We start from the raw sequence: 21,227 nt of genomic DNA, 5'->3' as shown, positions 1-21,227 counted from the left end.
TTATTCTCCTGCCTGCGACGGCGAGTTGGTGGGCCGACGGGTAAACATGCGGCGTACCAACACATAAAACAGCGGTACGAAAAAGATCGCCAAGGCGGTGGCGGTGATCGTGCCGCCGATAATGCCGGTGCCGATGGCGATTCGGCTGTTAGCGCCGGCGCCGCTGGATACCGCCAGCGGCAGCACCCCGGCGGTGAACGCCAGCGAGGTCATCAGGATCGGCCGCAGGCGCATGCGCGCCGCGTGAACCGCCGCGCCAATCAGCGTTTCCCCCCGCTGGTGCATCTCCTCGGCGAACTCGACGATCAAAATGGCATTCTTCGCCGACAGCCCGATGATGGTGAGCAGCGCCACCTGGAAGTAGATGTCGTTTTCCAGCCCGCGCAGCGTGATCGCAAGCAGTGAGCCCACCACGCCCATCGGCACCACCAACATCACCGCGAATGGAATCGACCAGCTCTCATACAGCGCCGCCAGGCACAGGAACACCACGATGAGCGAAATGGCGTACAGCGACGACGCCTGGCCGCTGGTCAGCCGTTCCTGATAGGACAGCCCGCTCCAGGAATAGCTGCTGCCGGCGGAGTATTTCGCCGCCAGTTTCTCCATCTCGCTCATTGCCGTACCGGAACTGACGCCGGCGGCGCCCTGCCCGGTGATCTCGAACGACGACAGCCCGTTATAGCGCGACAGGTTCTCCGGGCCGTAGATCCAGTGCGAAGACGCAAAGGCGGAGAACGGCGTCATGCTGCTGGCGCCCGATGCATTGGTGCCGCGCACAAACCAGCGGTCGAGGTCTTCCGGCTTGGCGCGGTACTGTACGTCGCCCTGCATATAGACTTTTTTCACCCGGTTGCGGTCGATAAAGTCGTTGATGTAGGTGCTGCCGAACGCGCTGCTGAGGGTGCTGTTGACGTCCGCGGCGCTCAGGCCGAGTGCCTGCAGTTTGCCGTTGTCGATCGCCACCTGCAGCTGCGGGGTGTCTGGCAAGGTGTTGGCGCGCACCGCCAGCAGCGCCGGGTTGTTGCCGGCGGCAGCGACGATCTGATCGCGCATCGCCTGCAGCTCGGCGCGGGTGGTCGCCCCCTTGGCCTGCAGCTCGAAGGTAAAGCCGTCGGATTGGCCAAAGCCGTCGATCGCCGGCGGGCTCATGGAGAACACCTGGGCGTCGCGCAGCGAGGCAAAGTGCGCCATGGCGCGTTTGGCGATGGCGTCGGCGGTGTTTTCGCTGCCGCGGCGTTGACTCCAGTCTTTGAGGCTGACGAACGCCATGCCGGCGTTTTGACCGCTGCCGCTGAAGCCGAAACCGTTGATGGTGAAAATGGTGCTGACGTTGGCCTTTTCCTGGTCGAGAAAATAGGCGGTCACCGCCTCGCTCACCGCCGAGGTGCGCGCGTTGGTGGCGCCGGCCGGCAAGGTGTACTGCACCATCACCGAGCCCTGATCCTCGTTGGGCAGGAAGCCGGTCGGCAAACGCAGATACATTACGGCGGCGGCGATCAACAGCAAGCAGTACAGCAGCAGATAGCGCGTTGGCCGGTGGATCACTGCGCCGACCTTATCGGCGTACTTCGCCTGCAGCCGGTCATAGCCGCAGTTGAATTTGCCCAGCAAGCCTTTGTCGGTCTGCGCGTCGTGCGCGGGTTTCAGCAACGTGGCGCACAAGGCCGGTGCCAGCGTCAACGCCAGCACCACCGACAACACCATCGAGGAGACGACGGTGATCGAAAACTGGCGGTAGATCACCCCGGTGGAACCGCCGAAGAACGCCATCGGCAGAAACACCGCCGACAGCACTAACGCGATGCCGACCAGCGCGCCGGTGATTTCGCGCATCGATTTCTCCGTCGCCTCGCGCGGCGGCAGCTTATCCTCGCGCATCACCCGTTCGACGTTTTCCACCACCACGATGGCGTCATCCACCAATAGCCCGATCGCCAACACCATGCCGAACAGCGTCAGGGTATTGATCGAATAGCCGAACGCCGCCAGCACGCCGAAGGTGCCCAGCAACACCACCGGCACGGTAATGGTCGGGATCAGCGTGGTGCGCAGGTTTTGCAGGAACACGAACATCACCACCACCACTAACGCCACCGCTTCAAACAGCGTTTTCACCACCTCTTCGATCGAGATGTTGATGAAGTCGGTGCTGTCTTTCGGGTAGGCCACCTTGTAGCCCTGCGGCATGGCGCTTTGGTATTCCGCCACCTTGGCCTTTACCAGCTTGGCGGTGCTCAGGGCGTTGGCGCCCGCCGCCAGCTTGACCGCGATCCCCGCCGCCGGGTGGCCGTTGAGGTGCGCGCTGGCGGAGTAGTCTTCGTTGCCCAGCTCAACCCGCGCCACGTCGCCCAGCCGCACCAGCGCCCCGCTGCTGTCGCTTTTCAGGATGATATTGCGGAACTGTTCCGGCGTTTGCAGCCGCGACTGCGCCTTCACCGTGGCGGTCAGCTGCTGGTCGGCGGCGGCCGGCAGATCGCCTATCTTGCCGGCGGACACCTGGGTGTTTTGCGCCTCGATCGCCGTCTGCACGTCGGAAGGCATCAGCGAAAAGCTCGCCAGTTTGGTCGGATCCAGCCAGATGCGCATCGCGTATTCCGAGCCGAACACCTGCACGTCCCCGACGCCCTCGATGCGCGACAGCGGATCCTGCAGGTTGCTGACCAGATAGTCGGAGATATCGGCCATCGTCGCCTTGTCGCTTTCGTCATACAGCCCGACGATCAGCAGAAAGCTGCTCTGGGATTTTTTGACCGTCACGCCCTGCGCGGTGACGGCGCTCGGCAGACGACTTTCCGCCTGCTGCACCTTGTTTTGCACCTGCACCTGAGCGATATCCGGATCGGTGCCCTGCTCAAAGGTAACGTTGATGCTGACCGAGCCGCTGGCGCTGCTGGTCGACGAGAAATACAGCAGGCCGTCCAGGCCGGTGAGCTGCTGCTCAATCACCTGGGTGACGCTGTTTTCCAGCGTTTCCGCGTCCGCGCCCGGGTAGGTGGCGGAGATGGCGATCTGCGGCGGTGAGACGTCCGGGTACTGCGAGACGGGCAATGAATTGATCGACATCAGACCGCACAGCATGATGATGATGGCGATCACCCAGGCGAATACCGGACGCCGGATAAAGAACTGCGCCATATCACTGCTCCCCGCGTTGGGTTTTGTCGACCGAGACGTCTACCGGCTTCACCGCGGCGCCGATCGTCACCTTGCTGGTGCCTTCGACGATCAGGCGATCGCCGTCGTTCAGCCCGCTGTCGATCAGCCAGTTGCTGCCCACCACCCGTTCGGCGCTGACGGTGCGTTGCGCCACTTTGTTTTGCGCGTTTACCACCAACGCGGTGGCTTCCCCTTTGGCGTTGCGGGTGATGCCCTGCTGCGGCGCCAGGATGGCTTTGGGATCGACGCCGTTATCCACCGTGGCGTGGACGTACATGCCGGGTAACAGCTCATGTTCGGGGTTGGGGAACACCGCGCGCAGCGTGACCGAACCGGTGGCCTCATCCACCGCCACCTCGGTCAACTCCAGCTTGCCGGCGTGGGCATAAGGCGTGCCGTCCTCCAGCTTGATGGCGACCGGCGTGACCGCACCGCGCTGCAAAGCGGCCTGCTGACGGCGCAGTTTAAGCAACTGGGCGCTGGACTGGGTCAGATCGACATAGATGGGATCCAACGCACGGATGGTGGCCAACGCATCAGTCTGGCTGGCGGTGACCAGCGCGCCCGGCGTCACCGACGAAATGCCGATGCGGCCGGCGATCGGCGCCCGCACCTGGGTATAGGCGAGATTGATGCGCGCCGTTTCCAGCGCCGCCTGATACTGCGCCACCGACGCCACGGCCTGCAGATACGCGGCTTTGGCGTCGTCTGCGTCCTGTTTGGAAACGCCGTTCTCTTTCACCAGCGCCGCATAGCGCTGCGATTTGAGCCGGGTGGATTGCACCGTGGCCTGAGCGTTTTTCAGCTGGGCGGCGGCCTGGTCGTAGCTGGCCTGATAGCTGGCGGGGTCAATTTGATACAAGACCTGCCCGGCTTTCACCTCGGCCCCTTCGGTAAACAGCCGCTGCTTGATGATGCCGTCGACCTGCGGCCGCACGTCGGAGGTCATGGTGGCGTTAACCCGGCCGGTCAACTCGCTGCTCAGGGTTACAGACTGGCCGCGCAACGTGACGACGCCGACCTCCCGTTCACCGCCTGCGCCCGTCGGCGCGCCGGCGTTTTGCCCATCGCAGGCGGCCAGCGACAGCGAAAGCCCCAGCGCCAAAAGCGTTTTCCTCTGCATTGCAATACGATCCTATTGAGAATGACTATTCTCAATATATCGAATGCCGGAATGCGCTTCTGAAAGGGTTGCGTAAGGATTGCGTAAAATCTTTTCGAAGCGGAAAACGGTGGCGCAATCTCATTCAGCGTGGTTTCAGCACATTGGCGCAGGGTTTTTAGCCAATGCAATAAAGCGTTCCACTTCAGCCGGGGGCGGCGCCGCGTGGGATTTTTAGGGTTTAACCAGCCTAAACACCGTTTTGGTGTGCCAATAGTAGTCGATCGCTGCCGAAATAGTCGGCATCCAGCCGTCCGGCTCATAGGGCACGAAGCCGGAAAAGCCCAGCCTGCGGGCAGAGACCTGGAACCCCGCGGCGGAGAAAATACGCGCATAATCGTCCAGAGAACGATCCTGCACCACGGTATGCGTCTGTTCAGCCACCCTTTCGCGCCATTGCGGCCACAGCGGGTTGTCGGTGTGGCAACCGGTCACCGCATAATAAACGCCGCCCGGCTTCAGCACCCGCAGCATATCGGCGGCATGCTGCGCGATATCTTCAATCAGGTAGATGACTTCATGACTGAAGGCGATATCGAAGTGATTCTCATAGCCCGTCAACCGCGTGTCGGTCTGATAAACGATCGGCAGGTTTCCTTTCAGGCGGTTGGCTTGTTCGACGGATTGGCGGGCGATATCAACGCCGATCCCCTCACTAAATGGCCGAATTTGATGCAACAGGCGCAGAAAACCGCCCTGATTGCAGCCGAAGTCCAGCACCCTGACGCCGGACAGTTCGCGTTCCGGCACCAGGCTCAGCAGATGCCGCCAGATGGGCGCATGGCCTTCGGCCATGGCCTGCTCTGCGTGCGGATCGCGATACCAGGTGGGAATGCTCAAGGGTGAGTCGTTCATTATGGCCTCCTTATGTTTCCACTCAGCCAACCATAGCCTATGGCGACAAACAACCGCGTGCGCATTTTTTGAACATTCACGGGTCTGGTTTGCCATGCACCGGCAGTTGGTTGGTCGCGCAGTGAATGCCGCCGCCGCCGGCGGCGATGGCGTCGATCTCCAGCTGCACCACCTTGCGCTGCGGATAGAGCGCCGTCAGCAGCTCAAGCGCCGCCCGGTCCGCCTGCGGATCGCCAAACTCCGGGGCGATCACCGCGCCGTTGATGACGAAATAGTTGATGTAGCCCGCCGCAAAATCCGGATTGTTGCGGCTGAATCGGCTGTCGCGCGGTGCCTGCGGCGGCGAGAGCGTATGCACCTGCAGCGTGCGGCCGTCGACGTCGGTCGCTGTCTTGAGGATCGCCAGATGCGTCTGGGTGACCGCATGATCGTAAGAGGCCGGGTCGGTGTCCAGATTGGCCACCACCACGCCCGGCCGCACGAAGCGGGCGTAAAAATCGACGTGGGCGTCGGTGATGTCCCGGCCTTTAATGCCCGGCAGCCAGATAATTTTGCGCAGGCCGAGCATCGCCTTCAGCTCCTGCTCCACCCGGTCCCGGCTCCAGCCTGGATTACGGTTCGCATTCACCCAGCTGCTTTCGGTCATGATGCCGGTGCCGTGCCCGTCCACTTCGATACCGCCGCCTTCGCCTATCAGTGCGCTGCGGCGCAGTTGGGCGGCACCGTAGCGGTTGGCGGCAAACGCCGCCAGGTGCGCATCCCTGGTATGCTGCTGTTTATCGCCCCAGCCGTTGAAGTTGAAATCCACCGCCCCGAGTTCGCCGGCGCCGTTGACGACGAAATTGGCGCCGATGTCGCGCACCCAGATGTCATCCAGCTCGGTGACGACATAGCTAACGTTGTGACTGCCGCAGGTGGCCTCGGCCAATTGCCGTTCATGCTCGCGGCAAAATACCGTCACCGGCTGAAACTCGGCAATGGCGCGGGCGATACGCCCCTGCGCCGCCCGCACGTCCGCCGTGAAGTCGCCCCAAATCGCGCGCTGCGCGCCGAAGGCGAGAAATGCCCGCTGCTGCGGTTCCCCTTCGTCAGGCATCCGCCAGGCCGGATTAAGCGCAGCTTTTGCGTGACCGCGTAACGAAATACCCAATGATGCCGTCAAGCCGACGCCGGCCACCGCCGAAAGCTGCTTGATAAAGGTGCGGCGCGTTGACATAAACACCCTCTTTTAATTAATTTAAATTCAACTGGTTAACCGGTTTTTTCGCTCTCCGGGAATTGAATCTCATGCTAGTCTTCCCCTGCCGCTGCGACAAACGATATATTTAGTGGATATCTGATTAGACAGGCTTATTGATAATGTTAAAACACTGGCCCCCGTTAAGCGCATTGCGCGGTTTTGAAGCGGCGGCGCGCCTGGGCAGTTTTCATCAGGCCGCCGAAGAATTGCACCTGACCCAATCGGCGATCAGCCAGCAGATCCGCAGCCTCGAGGCATTTCTGGAACAGCCGCTGTTCTTCCGCACCGGCCGCAGCGTAACGCTGACCGACGCCGGCCACGATCTGTTCAGCACCGCACAGGTGATGCTGCAACAGCTGGCCGTCGGCATTCGCCGTTTGGATCAGTACCGCAAACCCAATCAGCTGATCGTCAACACCACTCCGGCTTTCGCCCGGCACTGGCTGATGCCGCGGCTGGGCGACTTCAATCGGCAGCATCCGCAGGTCGACCTGTGGCTGTTCACCAGCTTTGAACCGCCGAATATGGCGACGGACAGTATCGATCTGGCGATCCGTGACGATCTCAGCGCGCAGGCGGACTGCACCTTTAAGGTTCTCTGCACCGACCGGCTTTATCCCGCCTGTCACCCCAGCCTATTGGCGCTGGCGGCGGAGCAGCGCGTCACGCTGCACGGCGAACGCGAAATGGACTGGAGCCACTGGACGGTGGCGGGCGGCGCGCACGTCGGCCAGCGCGACAGCGGGCTGAATTTCTCCGATCCCGGCCTGCTGCTGGACGCCGTCTGCCAGGGGCTGGGCATCGCGTTGGTCAGTCAGCTGCTGGCGCAGCAAGCGCGTGACGCCGGGTTACTGCATCCGTTAACCGAGCAACGCGTGCGCGGCGCCAACTGGGCGTGGCTGCTGCATCGCGACAGCGAACACAATCCGCTCGCCCGGCACTTCTGCCAATGGCTGCAATCGATGCTGCCGGCCGACGCATAACGCGCCACATCACGATTTGCTACTCTGGTCAGGCGGCCCCGCCTGACCGCTGCTACCTTCAATAAAGCGCCGCAACAGCCCGAATAAAACGCGCTAACCTGCTGTTTCAAAAATAATTAGTTGAACTCACCTGATAACTGAACATCGCTAAAAGGATCTTCTATGTCTGCCGGTTTATTGAAAACGATAGCTCTGAGCGTGGCCCTGGCCTGCGCCGTCCCCGTCGCCTGTGCCGCCGATCTGACCGCCGGCGCGGTCGCCGCTCCGGATCAGTATGGCGCAAAAGTCGCCGCGCATATTCTGCAGGCCGGCGGCAACGCGGTTGATGCGGCGGTCGCCACCGCCTTTACCCTGGCGGTGACCTACCCTGAAGCCGGCAATATCGGCGGCGGCGGCTTTATGACGCTGTACGTCGACGGCAAACCCTATTTCCTCGACTACCGCGAAGTGGCGCCCAAGGCCGCCGGCAAAACTATGTATCTGAACGAGAAAGGCGAAGTGATCGAGAATCTCAGCCTGGTGGGCAGTCGCGCCGCCGGCGTGCCGGGCACCGTGCTGGGGCTGTGGGAAGCCCATAAACGCTTCGGCAAGCTGCCGTGGGCCGAACTGCTGACGCCGGCGATCGGCTACGCCCGGCAAGGTTTCACCGTGGCGGATCAGCAGTATCAGTACCGCGAAGACGCCAACAAGCTGTTTGCCGGTAAAACCAACTTCGGCGACTATTTCGGCGCCATGAAGCCCGGCACGGTGTTCAAACAGCCGGAGCTGGCCGCCACCCTTGAGCGCATCGCCAAATCGGGCGCCGACGATTTTTATCACGGCGAAACCGCCCGCCTGCTGGTGGCGCAAATGCAGCGCGATAACGGGCTGATCGGCGCAGCGGATTTGGCCGACTATCGGGTGAAATGGCGTGAGCCGATGCGCATCAGCTGGCGCGGCAACACCGTGTATACCGCCCCGCTACCCAGCTCCGGCGGCATCGCGCTGGCGCAGCTGCTGGGGATAAAAGAAGATCGCGCCGCCGACTTCAAGGGCGTACCGCTGAACTCGGCGCGCTATATCCACCTACTGGCGGAAATCGAAAAACGCGTGTTCGCCGATCGCGCCGACTACCTCGGCGACCCGGATTTCACTAACGTGCCGGAAGCGCAGCTGATCGCCCCCGACTACCTGCAAAAACGCGCCGCCGAGATCAACCCGATGGCGATCTCGCCGACCGAGCAGGTGCGGCCGGGGCTGGAAAGCCACCAAACCACCCACTTCTCGATCGTCGATGCGGCCGGCAACGCGGTCAGCAACACCTATACGCTTAACTGGGACTTCGGCAGCGGCGTGGTGGTCAAAGGCGCCGGTTTCCTGCTCAACGACGAGATGGACGACTTCAGCGCCAAACCCGGCGTCGCCAACGCCTTTGGCGTGGTGGGCAGCGACGCCAACGCCATCGAGCCGGGCAAACGCATGCTCTCCTCGATGAGCCCGACCATCATCACCCGCGACGGCGACGTCACCCTGGTGATCGGCACGCCGGGCGGATCGCGCATCTTTACCTCGATCTTTCAGGTGATCAACAACCTCTACGATTACCATCTGCCGCTGGCGCAGGCGGTGGCCGCCCAGCGCGTGCATCACCAACTGTTGCCGAAGGACACCGTTTATTACGACAGCTTCGCGCCGCTGACCGGCAAACCGGCGGACGAGCTGAAAACCATGGGCTACACCCTCGAAGACCAGGGCTGGAACATGGGGGATATTCAGGTCATCCGCATCGATGGCCGCACGCCGGAAACCGCGTCCGATCCGCGCGGCCGCGGCGTGGGGCTGGTGGTGAAAAAGTAACCCTCCGGCGGCCTGCCTCCGATTAGACGGGCCGCCGCTCTCCCCGCACAGATGACCGCTGTCTCCTTTTTCACTCATCTATACTGAATCGACAGGCCTGCGTTCAACGACGGCGACGCCTGCGGTCCGCCTTGGACGATAAGGATAATATTCATAGTAAATCAATCACCTGCATTTATCGTAAGCGGTGTCGGAGGCAATCAATAATGGCGAAAAGACGAGCAGTGCCCGGTGTTCATCCCTACGATGGGCCCGCCGGCGGTTGGGGCGCGCTGAAAGCGACGGCCATCGCCGTGCGCACACAGATGGATACCCTGGAGGCGCCGGTAACGCTGATGCGCACCAATCAGCCCGACGGGTTTGATTGCCCGGGATGCGCATGGCCGGATAAAGAACATCGATCCACCTTCCAGTTTTGCGAAAACGGCGCCAAAGCCGTGACCTGGGAAGCGACCAGCAAACGCGTGACGGCCGAATTCCTGGCGCAAAATACCGTGACCTCACTGCTGCGGAAAACCGACTATGAACTGGAGGATTATGGTCGCCTGACCACGCCCCTGTTCTATGACGCCGGGACCGACACGCTGCGACCGCTGGCCTGGGATGAGGCGTTTCAACGCATTGCCGCCGTTTTGCAGACGCTGCCGCCGGAGCAGGTGGAGTTTTATACCTCCGGCCGGGCGTCCAATGAGGCTGCCTATCTGTTCCAGCTGTTTGCGCGGGAATTTGGCAGCAATAACTTCCCCGACTGTTCCAATATGTGCCATGAGCCGACCAGCGTTGGTCTGCCCCAGTCGATCGGCATCGGCAAAGGCACCGTGTCGCTGGATGACTTTGACAGCGCGGAGCTGATTATCTCCATCGGGCACAATCCGGGCACCAATCACCCGCGCATGATGGGCACGCTGCATGAACTGGCGCGCAAAAAAGTGCCGATTATCGTGTTCAATCCGCTGCGCGAGCGGGCGCTCGAGCGTTTCACCGATCCGCAAAACGTCATCGAAATGGCGACCTACAGTTCGACCCCTATCGCCTCCACCTACTATCAGGTCAAGGCCGGCGGCGACGCCGCAGCGCTCAAAGGCATCGCCAAAGCGCTGCTGCAGTTGGATGACGAACATGGCAATGCGCTGGACCACGCCTTTATTGCCGAGCACACGGACGGTTTTGCGGATTTTGCCGCCGATCTGAAGACCACCGGTTGGGATGCGATTGAGGCGGAGAGCGGCCTGGCGCGCCAGGATCTGGAACAGGTCGCCGCCGCTTACGCGAAATCCAACGCCACCATCGTGACCTACGGCATGGGCATTACGCAGCACAATAAAGGCACCGCCAACGTACGCCTGATTGCCGATCTGCTGTTGCTGCGCGGCAACATCGGCAAACCGGGCGCCGGCATCTGCCCGCTGCGCGGCCACTCCAACGTGCAGGGCAACCGCACCGTCGGCATCACCGAAAAACCCTCGGCCGATTTTTTGGCGAAGCTGGAAACGGTGTTTGGCTTCACGCCGCCCAAAGCCCACGGTCACGATGCCGTGAAATGCATGCAGGCGATGATCGACGGCGCCTCGAAGGCGTTGATCTGCCTGGGCGGCAACTTCGCCGTGGCGCTGCCGGACCCCGAGCAGAGTTTCCCGGCGATGAAAGCGCTGGAATTAAGCGTGCATATCGGCACCAAACTCAACCGCAGCCATTTGTTGGTGGCGAAAGAAACCCTCATTCTGCCCTGCCTGGGCCGTACCGAACTGGACATGCAGGCCGGCGGGCGACAATCGGTGACGGTGGAGGATTCGATGTCGATGGTTCACGCCTCGTCCGGCAAATTAAAACCGGCGTCGGAGCTGTTGCGTTCGGAACCCGCCATTGTGGCCGGCATGGCCAAAGCGGCGATGTCCGCCAGCAAGGTGCCCTGGGATGAGCTGATCGAAGATTACGACGTGATCCGCGATTTGATCGAAAAAACCATCCCCGGCTTCGACGATTACAACGCGCGCATTCGTCAACCCGGCGGTTTCCGCATGCCGCTGCCGCCGACCGAGCGCCAGTGGCCGACGGCGACGGGCAAGGCGATGTTTTCCGTATTCAGCGGGCTGCATGAGGACGAGACAACGGCAGACAAAGACACGCTGCGGCTGATCACGCTGCGCAGCCACGATCAGTACAACACCACCATCTATGCTCTGGACGATCGCTACCGCGGGGTTTTTGGCCGGCGCGACGTCTTGTTCATGAATGACAGCGATCTGCAACGTTTGGGGCTGGAGCATGGCGACGTGGTCGATCTGGAAACGGCGCTGCCCGGCAGCACCCAGCGCCTGGAAGGCATCACGGTGATCGCCTACAACATCTCAGCCGGTTCGGTCGGCGCCTACTATCCGGAGGCCAACGTGCTGGTGCCGCTGCATTACATCGATGAGGAAAGCGGCACGCCTTCGTATAAATCGGTGCCGATCCGCGTGAAGTTGAGATCCAAAGAGGTGCGCGCGGTCGATATCGCCTGACGGGCACACTACGGCCCCCAAACCGGCGTCTGGTTGGGGGCCATTTTTATCAGAGTAAGAACAGCGGCCTATTTGCCGTTGGCCAATTCACCGTACACCACCTGGCCGCGGAAACCGCGCCGCACCTGCTGGAACAGCTCGCGGAACGCCGGGTAATCCTGCGCCTGGCACAGCGCTTCCTTGCCACGAATGGCGTTCACCTGCAGGCGGTGATTGACGGTCACCTGCTGCCCGTCGCGCCGCCACTCGACGCGATAGTCGCCCGCCGCATTGCGGAATTGCCGATCTTTCGGAATGGCGATGATCGGCACGTTGGCCGGCAGCTGCAGACGGTAGGTTTCGTCGTAGCGCTGCGCGGTGCAGTAGAACGGCGTTTCGTTGCCCGGCGCCGCCGTGGTGGTATACAGCGTGCGGAACGATTTGCCGCCGGGCGGGTTGGGCAACGTCATGCCGCCCACCACGCCGAAATCGACGTAGTCGTCCGCCTTGAAGCGGAAGCGATAGCCGAACTGCTTTTTGAGATCCAGCGGATCGCTGTTCATCGCCACTTCGCCGTTGCCGTCGATGCCGGAAGCGGACATGATCGTCGCTTCGGCCTGCGCCCGGTTCTGGCGGTTGATCTGCGAGAAGTAGCCCCGCAGGTCAATTTCTTCCACTTCGCTCAGCCGGCGCTCGGTCTGTCCGCGCAGATTGCCCGCCTTGTCGAACACGAAATCGACGTTCAGCGCGCTCTTGACCGGCTGCTCATCGCTGCCCGGCGTGCGCGCCAGCCTGGCGTCGCGCGTCAGCAGCACCGGCGCGCCCAAATCGCCCTCAGGCAGTTGCCCGAAACGCGCCCAAGGATTGGTGGAATCGAGGTACAGTTTGAATTCCGGCACGTAGGTGATGGCGTGATTGAAGCGGCCAAGCAGCGGCACTTTAGGCAGGATCGGGCCTTCATCCATGCCGATCAGCACCGGCGAGCTTTCAATGCCTTTGGCGGCGAGCAGCGCCTCCAGGATCACCACGTGATCCTTACAGTCGCCGTAATGGTTATCGAGAATGCTCTGCGCCGAATTCGGCTCCAGCCCACCGTTGCCCAGGTACACCGCCACGTAGCGAATGTTTTGCGCCACCCAGCGATAGAGGGCCTCCGCCTGCTCGCGCCGATCGCTGATACCGGCGGTGATATTGTCCGCCAGCGCCTGAATGCCCGGCGTCACCTTCGCCGCCGCGCCGGCCTTCAGCTGGTAGGCCTTGGCCAACTGCGGCCACTCGCGGTAGGTGCTGGCCATGATGGTCGGGCTGAAGGTCCAGCTGTCCGCCGCCCAGTTTTGCGCCTTCATCGGCGCGCTGCGCGAATAATGCCAGCGCCAGTGCGCCTGGCCGTTGCGGATTTGCGGTTGGTCCCCGCCCTCGACGCCGCGCGTGAAGATATGCATCGGCAGCTTGGCCGGCGCCTGCAGGGTCACTTCGGCGTCGTCGAACTGATCGAAAACGCTGAACGTCTCCCACAGGCCGAAATAGTCAGGGAAATACGGGGTGTTCTGCGTGCGGCGCAGTTCGTACACCACGCGCGAGCCCGGCGCCAGGTTGGAGAACACGATGACGCGCACCTTGCGATCGGCATACAGCGGCGCCGTGGCGCTGGAATAGCTTTCCTGGGTATAAATGCGATCGGGCGCCACATCGTGGCGCTGGCCGTCGGCGGTCAGCGTATAGGCGGCGACCACCTCCAGCGTTTCCATTTTCTCGCTGTAGCTCAGGCGGATCTGGCTGAATTTTTCGACCGCCGCCTTGGTTTTCAGCAGCACTTCGTAGCTTTCCGTCTTCACGTTGGTGGCGTTGGCGTTAACGCGGTAATCCGCGCGATAGCGCACGAAGCTGAAATCGTTGTTGGCCGTGTCGTTCTGGCCCTGATCCGCCGTGGCGGGCGGTGCAGCGGCCAACACGGTGGCCGGGTGCGTCGCCGTCAAACCGGCGAGTAACAGTATGGAAGGAATAGCGATTTTCATCTTCGGTCCTTGAAGGGCAACAAACGGCGACGCCGGGCTACGCGCCTGCCCCGGCGTCAAAACAGGCGGGCACACTAATATAATTGAGAATCATTTTCAATAAACGAACCGTCAACGCCGTGCTAGCCCTGCTCGATCAGCATCACAGCGGTGGTCTCCGGCTCCAGGGCCTCGAAAACGTGCTCGCGATCGGCGGAGTAACTGATGTAATCCCCGGCGCTCAGCTCCAGCGGCTGATCCGCCGGCCCGAGGCGCGCCCGTCCACTGCTGATGATCACATGCTCGACGGTGCCCGGCGGATGCGGCCGGGAAAGTTTGACTTCGCCGGGCTGCACCCGCAGCCGGTAAATGTCGCGCTGCGCGCCCGGTGGACAAGTGGCCAGCAACGTGGCGGCGTAGTTGCCCTGCTCTGACACCGCCGCGGTCCCCTCATGAGCGCGGATCACTTGCACCTGCCTGCTGGGTTGCGAAATCAGTCGGCTGACCGGCACATCCAGCGCCATCGCCAACGCCCACAGCGTTTCCAGACTGGGATTACCGCTGCCGGCTTCGAGCTGCGACAACGTGGACTTGGCGATACCCGCACGCTTCGCCAGTTCGGTGACGGACAGGTTCAATCGCTCCCGCTCACGGCGGATTGCCGCCGACAAGAGGCCGATCGGCGTGATGTTCTGCATTAGGCCCTCGCTCATTGTTCGTTATACCATTCATTTGTTCGACTTGACGAACACCGTCAACCATGTTCATCATAATGTTCGATTGTTCATTTTAATGATTAAGCGACTTCACCACAAGTACGGTCAGGCCGCGAGGGAAACGACATGAAAACGAAAACGCGCGGCGCAGTGCAAATGATCCTCGCCATGACGATCTCCGGCACCGTCGGTTGGCCGGTGATCGTGTTAGGGCAGCCGCCCGCCACGGTGGTGTTTTGGCGCTGCGCGTTCGGCGCGCTGGCGATGCTGGCCACCTGCGCCGCGCTTGGGCAACTGAAATCAGGCGCCATCAACCGGCGGCAGCTGGCTTTCGCCGTCCTGGGGGGCCTCGCGCTGGTGCTCAACTGGACGCTATTGTTTGCCGCCTATGCGCATGCCTCGATCGCTGTCGCCACCGTGACCTACCATGTTCAACCGTTTATGTTGGTGGCGCTGGGAGCGCTGCTGTTCGGCGAAAAACTGACGGCTAATCGGCTGGGCTGGCTTATGCTGGCGTTCGCCGGGATGGTGTTGATCGTCACCGGCCGGCAGAGCGGTGGCGGCGATGGCGACTATCTGCTGGGCGTAGCGCTGGCGCTCGGTGCGGCCCTGATGTACGCCCTGGCGGCGGCGATCGTCAAACAGCTGGCCGCGTTACCGCCGCAGCTCATCGTGTTGATTCAACTGACCGTCGGCGCGCTGGCGATGGCGCCGTTCGCCGGTCTGGCCCGCCTTCCCGCAGAACCGTTCGACTGGCTGCTGCTGGCGACCCTCGGCCTGGTGCATACCGGGGTGATGTCCACGTTGCTCTATGGCGCTATCCAGAAAATCCCCACCGCTCTGGTTGGCGCGCTGTCGTTTATCTACCCGGCAGTGGCGATCGTGGTGGACTGGGCGGCGTTCGGGCACCGTCTCAGCCTGTTGCAGCTGCTGGGCACGCTGGCCATTCTCGGCGCGGCCGCGGGCATGAACTTCGGCTGGCGATGGGCGCCCGCCGCGCACCGGGCCGGTAAAATCGGTTAATCCCGTCCGACGGGCAAGCTATGCACAATAAGGCATTCGCCTTGTGTTCGGCGCGGTGCTATTTATTTAAACCGTGTAGGGTAGAAGGAGTGTTCTATGTGGCATCACCGCCTGCAACGGCGCATCCGTTTCAGTTACTGGAACGAACTGTGCGTCATAAAAAAATAAGGGAAGGCGCAAGCCTTCCCTTTTGTCATTCACCGTTCAGCTCAGAAGCGATCGGTTTTCACCACCTCGTCGAACGGCAGCTTGCCGATGCGCGGGTAAGGTTGCCCCGCCGCCTTGCCGATAGCGACCATCAGCGCGATCTGATAATGCGCCGGCTTATTGATAATCTCTCCCACCGCGTCGAAATCAAAACCGTCCATCGGGCAAGAGTCGTAGCCCTGCGCCTTGGCCGCCAGCATCAGCGTCTGGGCGAAGATGCCGCTGCTGCGCATCACTTCGTCGCGCTGCACCTGCGGCTTACCGCGATAATACTGATCGACGGCCGGGATCATGAATTGCTGCACCGGCTCCGCCGCGTCGGCCCAAACGGTTTTTACCTTCGATTCCCAACTCGACAGATCGCCGCACAGCACGACCAGCATCGACGCGTCGGTCACCTGCGCCTGCCCCCACGCCGCCTCGCGAATTTTCTCGCGCTGCGCGCGATCTTCGATCAGCAGCGGGCGCCAGTGCTGCAGGTTAAACGCGCTGGGAGCGCCCTGCAGCGCAATGTTCAACAGCGCTTTTTTCTCTTCGAGCGTCATCACGTGCTGCGTATCGAACTGCTTGGTGGCGCGGCGTTGGCGGATCGCGTCTAACGTATTCATTTTACTGCCTCTGTCCATGTGAAAAGGTCTATTGTCGTCAACGCGGCGCGGCTGTCCAGCCCCAGGCGGCTATTTCTGCGCGGTTTCGGCGCGCAAACGGCTGACCTGCGCCGCCAAGTCCGGCCACGGCGCCTGACCGGCGTAATGCTGCCGCAGGTAGTTGAGCAGGATGGCGATCTGCGCGTCATTCAGGTTATGGCGAAAGCCCGGCATATAGCCCAGCTCGGCGTTCGCCGGCCGCTGTATGCCGTCCAGCACCACGCGAATGGCGTTGTCCGGCACGTCGGCGAACAGGTTGGTGTTTAGCGCCAGAGACGGCCGCACCCCCGCCATCTGCGCGCCTTTTTCCTGCGCATGGCAAGCCATGCAGGCGCCGGAAAACAGCCGCGCCCCTGCCGAACTCAGAGGCTCCACCTGGCGTTCCGCCTGAGCGTTTAACGTTGTCGCCGTAGCACCCGCCGCCGTTTCAGGATGATAGCTGCGCAGATAGACGGCGATCGCCTGCAGATCGGCCTGCGGCAAGCGCGACAGCCCTTCTTCGATCACCGGCGCCATCGGGCCGGCGGCGACGCCGTGGTTGGCCGAGTAGCCGGTGCGCATGAAATCGACCAGATCCTGCTGCGTCCACGCGAGCGGCGCGGGCGAGCGGCCGGTCAACGCCGGCGCCGTCCATCCCTCCGCCACGCCGCCGGCCAGGTGCTCGCCGCCGATTTTCTCGCCGAACAACACGTTGCGCGGCGAGTGGCAGGCGCTGCAGTGCCCCAGCCCTTCGACCAGGTACGCGCCGCGGTTCCAGTCGGCGCTTTGGGTCGCCTGTTCCGGCATCGCGCCCGGCGTCAGGAACAGCAGGTTCCAGGCAAAGATGCCCTGGCGAATGTTGAACGGAAAGTGCAGAGCGGTGGCCGGCGGCCGGTACTTGACCGGCGGCTGCGACATCAGATAGGCATACAGCGCCTGCAGATCGTCGTCGCGGGTGCGGGTAAAGGCGGTATAGGGAAACGCCGGATAGAGATAGCGGCCCTGGCGATCGACGCCGTGGCGCATGGCGCGTTCGAACGCCGCGTAGCTCCAGCTGCCGATGCCGGTTTCCACGTCCGGTGTGATGTTGGTGGTGTAAATGGTGCCGAAGGGGATCTCCATCGCCAACCCGCCGGTGTTGCGCTCGCCGCCCGCACGGGTGTGGCACACAGCGCAGTCGCCGAGATCGGCCAACGTTTTGCCACGCGCGATCTGCGCCTCGCTGAAACTGTGGGTCGCATCGGCGGCGAGCGGCGCAATCTCCGGCTGCCAACTGGCGACCACGCCGGCGACCACAACGGCGATCACCGTGACGCCGCCCCACCCGACGATTTTTTTCATCTTACTCATCTTTGCTGTCCTTGTTCGTAACGGGGGGTTAATGGCCGGCCTGAGCGCGCAGCGCGGCGAGCACCCGCGCCGGTGTGAACGGCACCTCGCGCAGGCGCACGCCGAGGGCGTCAAACAGCGCGTTGCCGATCGCCGCCGCACTCGGCACCGAGGCGGACTCTCCTGCGCCCATCGGCGCTTCGTCCGGGCGGTCGATCAGTTGGATATCGATCTGCGGCAATTCGTCAAAGCGCAGGATCGGATAGCCGCCCCAGTCCAATGACGTCACCCCCGTCTCGTTAAAGGTCACAAACTCTTTCAGCACCCGGCTGGCGGATTGGATAATGTTGCCGTGCACCTGATGGCGTACCCCGGCCGGATTGATCATCCGGCCGCAATCATGCGCCACGAAGATTTTATTGAGCGTGATCTGCCCGGAAAGGCGATTGACGCTGAGATCGCACACCCAGGCCGCCCAGGCGGCGCCGAAGCCGGGGAATTTGCTGTGGAAATAGCGCGCATAGGCGAAGCCGCGGCCGCTCACCACTTCGGCCCCGGCGGCGCGCGAGCGGTGCGCCGGGCCGTCTTGCCAGTTAGCCTGGCGCTTCAGGGCCTCAATCAAGGCCACCGCGCGCGGATCGTTCAGGTAACGCAGGCGAAACGCGATCGGGTCCTCGCCGGCGCGCCAGGCCAGCTCGTCGATCCAGGATTCATGGGCGAACACGTTGGGCAGTGCCGAAACGCCGCGCATCCACGACGCCCGCACGATCGGCGCGGCGTCCTGACAGATCACCCGCATGTGCGGATACGCGTATTGCGGAATGGCGGTGCGATCGCCCATCTGTTGCACGTCGGCCCGGTTGGCCACCTTGCCGGTCAACACCAGCGGCAAGGTCACCGCATTGTTGGAGGGATAGCTGGTTTTCAACTCGTAAGCCGCCACCCGATTTTGCGCGTCGAGGCCGCCGCGCACCCGGATCAGTTGGCCGGTGCCCTTCGGCTCCCAGCCGGATTCCTGTTCACGCATCAGCTGCACCCGCACCGGGCGGCCGGTGGCCCGCGCCAACAGCGCCGCGTCCGCCGAGACGTCGTCGGCGCAGTTGCGGCCATAGCAGCCGGAGGCTTCCATGCGGGTGATGTGCACCTGCTCAGACGGCAACTCGAGCAGCCTGGCGATATCTTTGCGCAGATCGTGCGGGTTTTGCGTGCCGGACCACACCTGCGCCCGCCCGTCTTTGACCTCCGCTACCGCGCAGGAGGGGCCGATTGAGGCGTGCTGATGGTAAGGCCAGACATAGTCCGCCTGCACTTCGGTATGCAGCAATGCCAACGCCTCGTCCGTGCCCGCATCATCGCGCAGCACGCGGTCGGTTTTCGGGTTGGCTTCCAGCGCGGCGGGCAGCGCCTCCGGCGACAGGTCCGGCAGGCCGGCCCAGGGTTTCCATTCGGTTTTCAGCCGGCGCATGGCGGCGATTGCCTGCTCTTCGCGCTCGGCCACAATGCCGATGAAATCGTTGATCACCACCAGTTTCACGATGCCTGGCAGATGCGCGATCGAACTTTCATCCACCGACAACAGGCCGCCGCCCAGCGGCGCGCTGCTGTCGGCGCCTGCGTAAGGCGGGCGCACCACCCGGCCATGCAGCATGCCGGGCAAGCGCAGGTCGTGCACGTAGGTCAGCTCCCCGCTGACCTTGGCCGGAATATCGACCCGGGCGACGGCGCGGCCGACATAGCGGCCCTGCTGTTCACCGTTCAGCGGCACGTTTTTATCCAGCGTCACATGCAGATTTTGCCCGCTCGCCAGCTGCGCATAGCTCAAGGAACGTCCCGGGTGCTTGGTCACAAACACCTGTCCCGCCGCCGCCGTCAGCTGGTCGGCCGGCAGTTCGAAGGCTTTGGCCGCCAGCGCCGTCAGCATATGTCGCACTTGCGCCGCCGCCTGCCGCAGAGGCACCGACGTGACCTGGATGGTGGCGCTGGCGATGGTCGGCCCCTGATCCGGCGTGCGTTGCGTATCACCGAGGATCATCGTGACGTGCTCGAACGGCACGCAAATTTCGTCGGCGACGATCTGCGCCAGCGCGGTGCGAATGCCGGTGCCGAGATCGACATGGCCATTGAAGGCCGTCACCCGGCCGTCGGCGGTGAGGCTGATAAAGCTGTCCACCCGATCCAGCGGCAGATCGGCAGGCGATGCAACCGTCTCGGCGGCGAAGGCGTTAAACGGCGCGGGCAGCAGACTGCTGACCATCACCACACCGCCGGCTTGCAACAACTGTCGGCGGGTCAGTTCGAGGCGGCTCATGCTTGCCTCCGCGCAGCCAGCAGCTCGCGGGCGCGCTCGGCGGCGCGCAAGATCTCAAGGTGGGTGCCGCAGCGGCACAGGTTGTAGGCCAGCTCTTTCTTGATGGTTTGTTCATCTGCATCCGGCTCGCGTTCGAACAACGCGACCAGCGTCATGATCATGCCGTTGGCGCAGTAACCGCACTGCGCCGCCTGCTCATCGATAAACCCCTGCTGAACCGGATGCATTGCCTCCGGCGTGCCCAGGCCTTCCAGCGTGGTGACGGACTTGCTTCCTACGGCGGCCAGCGGCATTGAGCAAGAACGCGCGGCGACGCCGTCGATCAGCACCGTGCAGGCGCCGCACTCCCCCAGGCCGCAGCCATATTTGGGGCCATTCAAGTGCAGATCGTTGCGTAAAACGTACAGCAGCGGCGTGTCGGGCGCGAGATTGCCGAGTGGAACCACCCGGCCATTAACGTTTATTTCCATGGTGAAACTATCCCTTAAACAAACGGATTTAATCCGTAACATCACTGCGGTGAATAATTGCGCAGCGTGCTAATAATTATCATCAAAAGACTTGACGATGTTAAGGGAATGTAGCCGCCATGGCTTTAACGAAAAGTGGGTATTTTCTATAAATTTCCGATAGATAAGCGCGCTTTTATGATTGCCGCCCGTGATTATTGTCGATCGCCAGTCCGGCCTCGGCGCCGTCGACCAACAGCCGCACCCCGGCTTCGAACAGCGCATCCGCGCCCTTGTCCTGCAATGTTTCCCAGCCTTGGCACAGCAGCGGATAACGGCGGCGGTCGGCGTCATTGAGCGGATCGTCAGGCTGCATTTGCTGTTCCTCCAGCACCCAGCCCACCACGAAACGCCCGACGGCGAACAGCAGGTTTACCGCGCGCTCCGGCGTCAACCCCGCCCGGCACAGCAGCGCCACCTTGGCCTCAATGACGGCGAATTGCGGCTCCTGCGGCCGGGTGCCGGCATGCAGACGCGCGCCGTCGCGGTAAGCCAGCAGCGCCCGACGGAAGTTGCCGGCATTGGTGACAACCCAATCCTGCCAGGGCATGTCGGCGGGCACCTCTTCACGGTGATCCAGCATGATGGTTTCCGCCATCGCCTTCAGCAGCTCGGCCTTGTTCTTGAAATGCCAATAGAGCGTGGGAGATTGCACGCCCAAATGTTGCGCCAGGCGGCGGGTGCTCAGGGCATCGATGCCGATGTCGTTCAGCAACGCCAGCGCCCCGCGCAGGACGGTTTCTCGCGTTAAACGTGTCGCAGTATTTTTTTCGCTCATCTCTCTATCACTGATAGGGTAA

Annotated in this window: 15 protein-coding genes; 4 read left to right on the top strand and 11 right to left on the bottom strand. The window is 62.6% G+C overall.

Annotated features, from left to right (window positions below; all coding sequences use genetic code 11):
* The 4 genes from ACJ8PE_RS05495 to ACJ8PE_RS05480 form a co-directional block, all read right to left on the bottom strand.
* Nucleotides 1-3,138 carry an efflux RND transporter permease subunit gene (locus tag ACJ8PE_RS05495; protein WP_442536722.1) on the bottom strand — a complete coding sequence of 1,046 codons (3,138 nt, stop codon included), beginning with the start codon at nt 3,136-3,138 and terminating at the stop codon, nt 1-3.
* 1 nt (nt 3,139) lies between these two features.
* On the bottom strand, nt 3,140-4,282 hold the full coding sequence (locus ACJ8PE_RS05490) for an efflux RND transporter periplasmic adaptor subunit (protein ID WP_096242264.1): 1,143 nt from the start codon (nt 4,280-4,282) through the stop codon (nt 3,140-3,142).
* Nucleotides 4,283-4,495: 213 nt separating this feature from the next.
* Nucleotides 4,496-5,176 (bottom strand): class I SAM-dependent methyltransferase, encoded by a 681-nt coding sequence (locus tag ACJ8PE_RS05485; protein WP_197759842.1) that lies wholly within the window; start codon nt 5,174-5,176, stop codon nt 4,496-4,498.
* A gap of 76 nt (nt 5,177-5,252) precedes the next feature.
* Nucleotides 5,253-6,392: an agmatine deiminase family protein gene (locus ACJ8PE_RS05480; RefSeq protein ID WP_197792424.1), complete on the bottom strand. Its 1,140-nt coding sequence runs from the start codon at nt 6,390-6,392 to the stop codon at nt 5,253-5,255.
* A gap of 143 nt (nt 6,393-6,535) precedes the next feature.
* On the opposite strand from ACJ8PE_RS05480, the gene ACJ8PE_RS05475 reads away from it, so the two are divergent.
* The 3 genes from ACJ8PE_RS05475 to ACJ8PE_RS05465 all read left to right on the top strand — a co-directional run bounded on the left by ACJ8PE_RS05475 (nt 6,536) and on the right by ACJ8PE_RS05465 (nt 11,736).
* Nucleotides 6,536-7,399 carry a LysR substrate-binding domain-containing protein gene (locus ACJ8PE_RS05475; RefSeq protein WP_197792426.1) on the top strand — a complete coding sequence of 288 codons (864 nt, stop codon included), beginning with the start codon at nt 6,536-6,538 and terminating at the stop codon, nt 7,397-7,399.
* Between the two features lie 162 nt (nt 7,400-7,561).
* Nucleotides 7,562-9,235 (top strand): gamma-glutamyltransferase, encoded by a 1,674-nt coding sequence (gene ggt / locus ACJ8PE_RS05470; RefSeq protein WP_197792427.1) that lies wholly within the window; start codon nt 7,562-7,564, stop codon nt 9,233-9,235.
* 203 nt (nt 9,236-9,438) lie between these two features.
* Entirely contained in the window at nt 9,439-11,736 is a 2,298-nt protein-coding gene (locus ACJ8PE_RS05465) for an FdhF/YdeP family oxidoreductase (protein WP_197792565.1), read from the top strand.
* Between the two features lie 68 nt (nt 11,737-11,804).
* On the opposite strand, the gene ACJ8PE_RS05460 is transcribed toward ACJ8PE_RS05465, so the two are convergent.
* Nucleotides 11,805-13,730 carry a DUF3857 domain-containing protein gene (locus ACJ8PE_RS05460; protein WP_089191781.1) on the bottom strand — a complete coding sequence of 642 codons (1,926 nt, stop codon included), beginning with the start codon at nt 13,728-13,730 and terminating at the stop codon, nt 11,805-11,807.
* 122 nt (nt 13,731-13,852) lie between these two features.
* A complete protein-coding gene (locus ACJ8PE_RS05455; protein ID WP_099783137.1) occupies nt 13,853-14,407 on the bottom strand; it encodes a helix-turn-helix domain-containing protein in 555 nt (184 codons plus the stop codon).
* Nucleotides 14,408-14,551: 144 nt separating this feature from the next.
* Here ACJ8PE_RS05455 and ACJ8PE_RS05450 point away from each other — a divergent pair, with 144 nt between their 5' ends.
* Entirely contained in the window at nt 14,552-15,448 is an 897-nt protein-coding gene (locus tag ACJ8PE_RS05450; protein ID WP_197759838.1) for a DMT family transporter, read from the top strand.
* A gap of 209 nt (nt 15,449-15,657) precedes the next feature.
* On the opposite strand, the gene ACJ8PE_RS05445 is transcribed toward ACJ8PE_RS05450, so the two are convergent.
* From ACJ8PE_RS05445 to tetR, 5 genes are all read right to left on the bottom strand, one after another.
* On the bottom strand, nt 15,658-16,263 hold the full coding sequence (locus tag ACJ8PE_RS05445) for a nitroreductase family protein (protein WP_033643140.1): 606 nt from the start codon (nt 16,261-16,263) through the stop codon (nt 15,658-15,660).
* Nucleotides 16,264-16,332: 69 nt separating this feature from the next.
* Nucleotides 16,333-17,631, bottom strand: coding sequence for a c-type cytochrome (locus ACJ8PE_RS05440; protein ID WP_197792429.1), 1,299 nt, complete (start codon nt 17,629-17,631; stop codon nt 16,333-16,335).
* A 28-nt stretch (nt 17,632-17,659) separates the two neighbouring features.
* Nucleotides 17,660-19,918, bottom strand: a complete 2,259-nt coding sequence (locus ACJ8PE_RS05435) for a xanthine dehydrogenase family protein molybdopterin-binding subunit (protein WP_197795276.1) — start codon at nt 19,916-19,918, stop codon at nt 17,660-17,662.
* The gene (locus tag ACJ8PE_RS05430; RefSeq protein WP_197759834.1) at nt 19,915-20,388 is read right to left on the bottom strand and encodes a (2Fe-2S)-binding protein; all 474 of its coding nucleotides are present in this window, start codon (nt 20,386-20,388) and stop codon (nt 19,915-19,917) included. Before ACJ8PE_RS05430 ends, ACJ8PE_RS05435 begins: the two co-directional genes overlap by 4 nt.
* A gap of 175 nt (nt 20,389-20,563) precedes the next feature.
* Nucleotides 20,564-21,205 carry a tetracycline resistance transcriptional repressor TetR gene (tetR, locus tag ACJ8PE_RS05425; RefSeq protein ID WP_197792431.1) on the bottom strand — a complete coding sequence of 214 codons (642 nt, stop codon included), beginning with the start codon at nt 21,203-21,205 and terminating at the stop codon, nt 20,564-20,566.
* Nucleotides 21,206-21,227 lie beyond the last annotated feature (22 nt).

This window comes from Serratia sp. CY74737 (genome assembly GCF_052166775.1).
In the GTDB taxonomy this organism is placed as follows: domain Bacteria; phylum Pseudomonadota; class Gammaproteobacteria; order Enterobacterales; family Enterobacteriaceae; genus Serratia; species Serratia ureilytica.
The sequence above is the reverse complement of the archived record's forward strand: the minus strand, read 5'-3'. Positions and strand labels throughout refer to the sequence as shown.